The following is a 7,752-nucleotide window of genomic DNA, read 5'->3' on the forward strand; positions in this document are numbered from 1 at the left end:
TGTTACCTCTACAGAAATGGAGTGGGCTGGCCTACTTGAGGGCCGCCGAATAGCTATCTGGCTTGAAGCCAATCAGGGTTTTGTCACCGAGATCAAGCACCGGGCGCTTGATCATCGAGGGTTGCGCGAGCATCAATTCAATGGCTTTCGCTTGGTCGAGATCGGCTTTGCGTTCGTCTTCGAGTTTGCGAAAGGTGGTGCCCGCACGGTTCAAAACCACCTGCCAACCGTGCTCATTGCACCATTGGGTCAAGTGTTCGCGGTCGATACCGGCCGTCTTGTAGTCATGAAACTCATACTGGATAGCGTGCTCATCGAGCCAGGTGCGCGCCTTTTTCATGGTGTCGCAGGCTTTGATGCCGAAAAGGTGCAACGTTTTGCTTGAAGCGGTCAAGGAATTGCCCCCCTTTGGGCTCACGCAGATTAAAGGTCACGGATTATGCCATGGCCAGCGGCTTTCGGCGCCGCTCGTCACACTTACGTTTTGCTCGTGTGCGACTTTTGTGCAAAGGCCATCGCGCAGCATAGGCGGCTAATATGGCACTTCAACGGCGAGTTGTTGCCTGATGTGTGTTGTTGCAAGTTGATTGTCTGGGAATCCCGCGTTATGCAAACCGCCTACACCGTACTTATCCTGCTGATGCTGGTCAGCGTTTCGCGCCTTGTCGGGCGTGTGATCCCACTGCCGTTACCACTCGTGCAGATCGCCGCCGGTGCGTTGCTGGCCTGGCCGACCCTGGGGCTGCATGTCGCCCTGGACCCTGAGTTGTTTCTTTTCCTGTTTCTGCCGCCGCTGCTGTTCTCTGATGGCTGGCGCATGCCCAAGCGTGAATTGTGGCGCCTGCGCGGGCCGATCCTGACGCTGGCGGTGGGGTTGGTGCTGTTTACGGTGGTGGGGGCCGGTTACTTCATTCACTGGTTGTTGCCGAGTATTCCCCTGCCGGTGGCCTTCGCCCTGGCGGCCGTGTTGTCGCCGACGGATGCCGTGGCGGTGTCGGCCATTTCCCAGAACCGCTTGCCGACGCCACTGATGCACATGCTCCAGGGCGAGGCGTTGATGAATGATGCCTCGGGCCTGGTGACCTTCAAGTTCGCCCTAGCGGCGGCACTGACCGGCGTGTTCTCGCTGGCGGATGCGAGCCTCACCTTTGTGCTGGTGGCCGTGGGTGGCCTGGCGGTCGGTGTGGCGTTGAGCTGGCTGGTGGGCCGCCTGCGTGCCTGGATGATCGCCCGGGGCTGGGACGACCCGGCGACGCACGTGGTGTTCATGTTGTTGCTGCCATTCGCCGCCTACGTGCTGGCGGAACGCCTTGGCGCCTCGGGCATCCTGTCGGCGGTGGCAGCGGGCATGATGCAAAGTTGGCTCGACCTGCTGCCGCGCCAGACCAGCACCCGGCTGCTCAATCGCAGTGTGTGGTCGCTGCTGGAATTTGCGTTCAACGGCTTGATCTTCCTGCTGCTGGGCCTGCAATTGCCGGACATCATCAAGGCGGTGGTCAGCCATGAGCCGACGCTGTGGCCGACCTTGTTGTATCGCTGCCTGGACGTGATCGCGATTTTCCTGGTGCTGGTGGTGTTGCGGTTTATCTGGGTGCAAAGCATCTGGCGACTGTCGGGTTTATTGCGCCGGATTCGTGGGAAAAGTGAGCTGACGCTGGTGCCCACCGCGCGGTCCTGCTGGTTGCTGACCGTCGGTGGCGTACGCGGTGCCGTGACCCTGGCGGGTGTGATGTCGGTACCGTTACTGCTTGCGCCGGGGCAGGATTTTCCCGAGCGCGACCTGCTGATCTTCATCGCCGCCGGTGTGATCCTGCTTTCGCTCGTCGCGGCCTGCATCGCTTTGCCGCTGCTGTTGCGCGGCATCGAGAAGAGCCCGGATGAGAAACGCCACAATGAAGTGCGCGAGGCCTGGAAGAAGACCGCCGTGGCGGCTATCCATGCCCTGGAAGCCGAAGAACCCGCTGAAGCTGCACCCCAGGATGCCGCCCAGGCAGCCTTGGCCACCGAGCTCAAGGCGCGGTTGATGTCGGAGTATCGTCATCAACTGGAAGTGTTCAACGATTCGGCCGAAGCCCAGGCGCTGGCGTTGCAGATGGATCAACTGGAGCGCAAGTTGCGGCTCAAGGCCCTGCGGGCGCAGCGTCTGGAACTGTATAGCCTGAGCCGTCACCACCAGATTGGTGATGATGTGCTACGGGAGGTGTTGGCGGATCTGGATATGAGCGAGGCGAATCTGGGTCATATCAAATAACACCGCGGTGCTTGCTTGTGGCGAGGGAGCTTGCTCCCGCTGGGCTGCGTAGCGGCCCCAAAAAAGCGGGAGCGCTGCGCACTCCAGCGGGAGCAAGCTCCCTCGCCACATTCAGCGCGGTTATTTATTGCGGGTAATAAAGTCGCGAATCCGCGTCGCCGCTTCCACACACTCTGCCAGCGGCGCAACCAGTGCCAGGCGTACACGCCCGGCGCCCGGGTTGACCCCGTCCACTTCCCGCGACAGGTACGAGCCCGGTACCACGGTCACGTGTTCTTCCACGAACAAGTCCCGGCAGAACGCCGCATCGTCGCCCTTCACATTCGGCCACAGGTAGAAGCCGCCGTCCGGGTTTTGCACGTCCAGCACCGGCTTCAGGATCGCCAGCACCGCATCGAACTTCTCCCGGTACAGGTCACGGTTGGCCTGCACGTGGGCTTCGTCCTGCCAGGCAGCAATGCTCGCCAGTTGGGTTTGCACCGGCATCGCGCAACCGTGGTAGGTGCGGTACAGCAGGAAGCCCTTGAGGATATCGGCGTCGCCGGCCACAAAGCCCGAACGCAGGCCCGGCAGGTTGGAGCGCTTGGACAGGCTGTGGAACACCACGCAACGCTTGAAGTCCTGGCGGCCCAGTTCCACGCAGGCGCTGAGCAGGCCTGGCGGCGGGGTTTGTTCGTCGAAGTACAGCTCGCTGTAGCACTCGTCGGCGGCGATCACGAAGTCGTATTCGTCGGCCAGGGCGATCAGCTTTTTCAGGGTGTCGACGGGAATCAGTGCACCGGTCGGGTTGCCTGGCGAGCAGAGGAACAGGATCTGGCAGCGTTTCCAGATGTCCGGCGATACGGCGTCGAAATCCGGGTTGAAGCCGTTTTCATCCAGGCACGGCAGGTAATGCGGCTTGGCCCCGGCGAGGAACGCAGCCCCTTCGTAGATCTGGTAGAACGGGTTCGGGCTGACCACCAGCGCGTCGTCGCCGCGGTTGACTACGGTCTGGGTGAAGGCGAACAGCGCTTCACGGGTGCCGTTCACCGGCAGGATGTTGCGCGCCGGGTCAAGCCAGCCCTTGGGCACGCTGAAACGGCGTTCACACCAGGCGCCAATGGCTTCGCGCAGGGCGGGAATGCCCAGGGTGGTCGGGTACACCGCCATCTGGTCCAGGTTGTTGGCCAGCGCCTCGGCGACAAACTGCGGGGATTTGTGCTTCGGCTCACCGATGGACAGGGCGATGGGGCGTTTGTCCGGGTTCGGCGTGACGCTGCCCAGCAGGACGCGCAATTTCTCGAACGGGTAGGGCTGCAGCTGGTTCAGGGCGTTGTTCATCGATAAATCTCGTTCAATTCATTGGAAGCTGAAAATGGGCGGTCGGTCAGATGCTCAAGCGTGACATCTCGACGCCGGTCTCCTGATTGACGCTCAACTGCTGGACGATGGCTTCCTGCAAGCGTCGGCACAGTTCAGGGTCGGAAAGCGGCTGGTTGTCGGCATCGGTAATGAAGAACACGTCTTCCACCCGCTCGCCCAGGGTCGCAATCTTGGCGTTCTGCAACGACAGGTCGAACTCCAGGAATATCGTGCCGATCCGTGCCAGCAGGCCCGGGCGGTCCGGCGCGCTGAGTTCCAGCACCGTCACCGGGCGCTGGGCGTCGTTGTGGATGGTCACCTCGGGGGCAAACGCAAAGTGCTTGAGCTGGCGCGGCACCCGACGCTGGATGATGGTCGGGTAGTCGTCAGGATTGCGCAGCGCGTCGGTCAGGCCTTTGCGGATCTTTTTCACCCGCTCCGGGTTGTCGCCGATGGACTCGCCTTCTGTGTCGAGCACGATGTAGGTGTCGAGGGTGAACTGGCTGCTGGAGGTGATGACCCGGGCGTCGTGAATGTTCAGGTTGAGCTGGTCCATCGCCGCCACGGTCACGGCGAAGAAGTCGTGCTGGTCGGGCGCGTAGATGAAGATCTGGGTGCCACCCTCGAACTCGCGCTGGGTGGTTTCCTTGATCAGCACCAGCGGGCCGCCATCGGCCGGCTGCTGCAGGATCGCGTCGCTGTGCCAGGCCACGTCGCCGGCGGTGTGGCGCAGGAAGTAGTCGTCTCCCAGTTGCGACCAGAGTTGCTCGACGTCGTCCGGGTCATTGCCGCCACGCACCAGAATATCCAGGGCCGCGCTTTGGGTGCGGCGGATCTGTTCTTCGCGGTCCACCGGGTTCTCCAGGCCGCGACGCAGCGCGCGCTTGGTCTCGGTGTAGAGCTGGCGCAACAGGCTGGCGCGCCAGGAGTTCCACAGCGTCGGGTTGGTGGCGTTGATGTCGGACACGGTGAGCACGTACAGGTAGTCGAGGCGGGTTTCATCGCCGACGGCCTGGGCAAAATCGTGGATCACCTGCGGGTCGGACAAGTCCTTGCGCTGGGCGGTGGTGGACATCACCAGGTGGTTCTGCACCAGCCACACAATCAGGCGGCTGTCCCACAGCGGCAACTGGTGACGCTGGCAGAACGCTTCGGCGTCCACTGCGCCAATTTCCGAATGATCACCATGCCGGCCCTTGCCGATGTCGTGGTACAGGCCGGCGAGGTAGATCAATTCCGGCTTGGGCAGACGCGCCATGAGCTTGCTGGCCAGCGGGAATTTCTCTGACACCTGGGTGTACTGCAACTTACGCAGGTGCTTGATCAGGTTCAGGGTGTGGGCGTCCACCGTGTAGATGTGGAACAGGTCGTGCTGCATCTGCCCGACGATAAAACCGAACTCCGGCAGGTAGCGCCCCAGGATCCCGTAGCGGTTCATGCGCCGCAGGTTGCGGTGGATGCCGATCTTGCACTTGAACAGCTCGATAAACAGGCTGGTATTGCGGATGTCGTGGCGGAAATCGTCGTCGATCAGGTGACGGTTTTCCCGCAGCAGGCGAATGGTGTCGGCGCGTACGCCCTTGATTTCCGGCTGCTGGGCCATCAACACGAAGATTTCCAGCATGGCGAACGGCGTGCGTTTGAACACGTTGTCGTTGCGTGCCTCGATATAGCCATCGTGGAGCTGGAAGCGCGCGTTGATCGGCTGCGGCGGTGCTTCGTCTTCCGGGGCCAGGATCACTTCTTCGAAGTGCTGGATGATCAGGTCGCTGAGCTGGGCAATGCTCATCACCACGCGGTAGTACTGCTGCATGAAACTTTCGATGCTGGTCTTCGCGTCTTCGCCTTCAAACCCCAGCAGGGTGGCGATGGAGCGCTGGTGGTCGAACAGCAGGCGGTCTTCGGAGCGCCCGGCCAGCATGTGCAGCGCGTAGCGCACTTTCCAGAGGAATTCCTGGGAGGAGGCCAGCAGGGCGTTTTCGCTCTCCACCAGGAAGCCTTCCCCGGCCAGGGCGCGCAGGTTCAGGGTGCCGTACTGGCGACGGGCGACCCACAAAATCGTCTGGATGTCCCGCAGCCCGCCCGGGGAGCCTTTGACGTTGGGTTCCAGGTTGTATTCGGTGTCGTTGTACTTGTGGTGCCGGGCTTTCTGCTCGGCACGCTTGGCCAGGAAGAAGTCCTTGCTCGGCCACATGTGCGCGGTGCTGGTGACTTCCAGCATGCGCTGGCGCAGGCGCTCGGGGCCGGCGATGGTGCGGCTTTCCATCAGGTTGGTGATCACCGTCAGGTCGGCGCGGGCTTCCTGGGCACACTCGTCCACCGAGCGTACGCTTTGGCCGACTTCCAGGCCGATGTCCCACAACAGCGTCAGAAAACGCTCGATGGAGTCGCGAAAGATCTCGTGATCGGCGCTGTCCAGCAAGATCAGCAGGTCGATGTCGGAGTAGGGGTGCAGTTCGCCACGGCCGTAGCCGCCGACCGCCACCAGGGCGATATCGGCGTCTTCACTCCAGCTGAACTGTTCCCAGGCCTTTTGCAGGATGTTGTCGACGAACCAGGCGCGGTCCTCGATCAGCCGGCGGATATCGCGGCCGGTACGAAAGCGCCCGTCGAGCACCTCGCGGGCCTGACGAATGGCCTTCTTGAAGGCGGCGATGGGGCTGGCCTTCAGTGCCAGTTCCGCCTGGAACTGGCCACGGTCGAAGAGTTCGGGATCCACCTGGGGCATCGATCGGTTTTCCTTTCTATCTATGGGTCACAGCGTCGCTATTAGAAAACCGGTGCAAACATTACGCCGAAACGCGGGGAATCGTGTCGTCGGCACGCAGGGTGAAGATCTCGTAGCCGGTGTCGGTCACCAGCAGGGTGTGTTCCCACTGCGCCGAGAGCTTGCGGTCCTTGGTGATGGCGGTCCAGCCGTCGCCCAGCACCTTGGTGTCGGCCTTGCCCTGGTTGATCATCGGCTCGATGGTGAAGGTCATGCCTGCCTTGAGCTCCATGCCGGTGCCGGCGCGGCCGTAGTGCAGGATCTGTGGCTCTTCGTGGAACACCTTGCCGATGCCGTGGCCGCAGAACTCGCGCACCACCGAGAAACCGTTCTTTTCAGCGTGCTTCTGGATGATTTCACCGATGTCGCCCAGGCGGCAGCCAGGCTTGACGATCTCGATGGCCTTGTACATGCATTCCTGGGTGACTTGCGACAGGCGCTCGGCCCAGACCGGCACGGTGCCGACGTGGAACATGCGGCTGGTGTCGCCGTGGTAGCCGTCCTTGATGACGGTGACGTCGATGTTCAGGGTGTCGCCGTCCTTCAGCGGCTTGTCGCCGGGAATCCCGTGGCACACCACGTGGTTGATCGAGGTGCAGATCGACTTGGGGAAACCCTTGTAGTTCAGCGGCGCAGGGATGGCCTTTTGCACGTCGACGATATAGTCGTGGCAAATGCGGTCCAGCGCTTCGGTGGTGACGCCGGGCTTGACGTGTTCGGCAATCATTTCCAGGACGTCGGCAGCCAGTTTGCCGGCAACACGCATGCCAGCGATATCTTCGGCGGTTTTGAGGGTGACGGTCATACAGGCTCTCTCTAGCGCGACGCGCTGAAATCAATACGGTTTACGGGTGTGCGACAAAAGGTTGCAGAATTCGCACAAGCCCAAAAAACGCGATTCTAGCAGACGCAAGGGTGAAACCATGAGCGTCTGGCGATCGCTTCTGTCTATAGGGATGGGGGCATTCTGGCTCTATTCAAAGGCTTAGGCAAAAGCGACTGACGGCAAATGTGATTGCGGGTTTCGTTTTTGCAAGCTCTGTGGTATAAAATGCGCCGCTTTCCGGGGATACCCCGCAAAGCTTAAATCCACACACGTGTCGACACGATGACCTGGGTGCCGGAGGCGAATGCCGCTGGTTGGTCATTGGGATACGTGGAGGCCAAACCCGACTTATTAAGGAACTATCATGTCCCAAGTCAACATGCGCGATATGCTGAAGGCCGGTGTGCACTTCGGTCACCAGACCCGTTACTGGAACCCGAAAAGGGGGATATACATTGTCGGCGGGCGTTAGAAGATCCACAGCATCGTCCTTGAGATAACCCTGCCCGTGTGCGAGGAAGGTCTGGGTGTGGGTGTGGGGGTGGGGCGGGGCGTGGGGGTGTGTGG

5 protein-coding genes and 1 pseudogene are annotated in these 7,752 nt (G+C 61.5%); 2 read left to right on the forward strand and 4 right to left on the reverse strand.

Annotated features, from left to right (window positions below):
• Nucleotides 1-31: 31 nt before the first annotated feature.
• Nucleotides 32-394, reverse strand: coding sequence for an ArsC family reductase (locus tag ACIOMR_RS18880; RefSeq protein WP_003219341.1), 363 nt, complete (start codon nt 392-394; stop codon nt 32-34).
• Nucleotides 395-607: 213 nt separating this feature from the next.
• Here ACIOMR_RS18880 and ACIOMR_RS18885 point away from each other — a divergent pair, with 213 nt between their 5' ends.
• A complete protein-coding gene (locus ACIOMR_RS18885; RefSeq protein ID WP_003219338.1) occupies nt 608-2,251 on the forward strand; it encodes a Na+/H+ antiporter in 1,644 nt (547 codons plus the stop codon).
• A 120-nt stretch (nt 2,252-2,371) separates the two neighbouring features.
• Here ACIOMR_RS18885 and dapC read toward each other — a convergent pair whose 3' ends face one another.
• The 3 genes from dapC to map form a co-directional block, all read right to left on the reverse strand.
• Nucleotides 2,372-3,571, reverse strand: a complete 1,200-nt coding sequence (gene dapC, locus ACIOMR_RS18890; RefSeq protein ID WP_087694928.1) for a succinyldiaminopimelate transaminase — start codon at nt 3,569-3,571, stop codon at nt 2,372-2,374.
• A 46-nt stretch (nt 3,572-3,617) separates the two neighbouring features.
• Nucleotides 3,618-6,320: a [protein-PII] uridylyltransferase gene (locus ACIOMR_RS18895; RefSeq protein ID WP_003219334.1), complete on the reverse strand. Its 2,703-nt coding sequence runs from the start codon at nt 6,318-6,320 to the stop codon at nt 3,618-3,620.
• Nucleotides 6,321-6,381: 61 nt separating this feature from the next.
• Complete coding sequence (map, locus tag ACIOMR_RS18900) at nt 6,382-7,164, reverse strand: type I methionyl aminopeptidase (RefSeq protein WP_003219332.1); 783 nt, start codon at nt 7,162-7,164, stop codon at nt 6,382-6,384.
• Between the two features lie 385 nt (nt 7,165-7,549).
• Between map and ACIOMR_RS18905 the strand changes: the two are divergent.
• Nucleotides 7,550-7,654: pseudogene (locus ACIOMR_RS18905) on the forward strand (30S ribosomal protein S2); the annotation flags it as partial.
• Between the last annotated feature and the right edge of the window lie 98 nt (nt 7,655-7,752).

Source organism: Pseudomonas sp. NPDC087814, assembly GCF_044742865.1.
Lineage (GTDB): Bacteria > Pseudomonadota > Gammaproteobacteria > Pseudomonadales > Pseudomonadaceae > Aquipseudomonas.

What these genes read in the sequence shown, in the direction of transcription:
- ACIOMR_RS18885 (WP_003219338.1), top strand. Translation starts at nt 608, where the DNA reads ATGCAAACCGCCTACACCGTACTTATCCTGCTGATGCTGGTCAGCGTT.
- dapC (WP_087694928.1), bottom strand. Translation starts at nt 3,571, where the DNA reads ATGAACAACGCCCTGAACCAGCTGCAGCCCTACCCGTTCGAGAAATTG.
- map (WP_003219332.1), bottom strand. Translation starts at nt 7,164, where the DNA reads ATGACCGTCACCCTCAAAACCGCCGAAGATATCGCTGGCATGCGTGTT.
- ACIOMR_RS18895 (WP_003219334.1), bottom strand. Translation starts at nt 6,320, where the DNA reads ATGCCCCAGGTGGATCCCGAACTCTTCGACCGTGGCCAGTTCCAGGCG.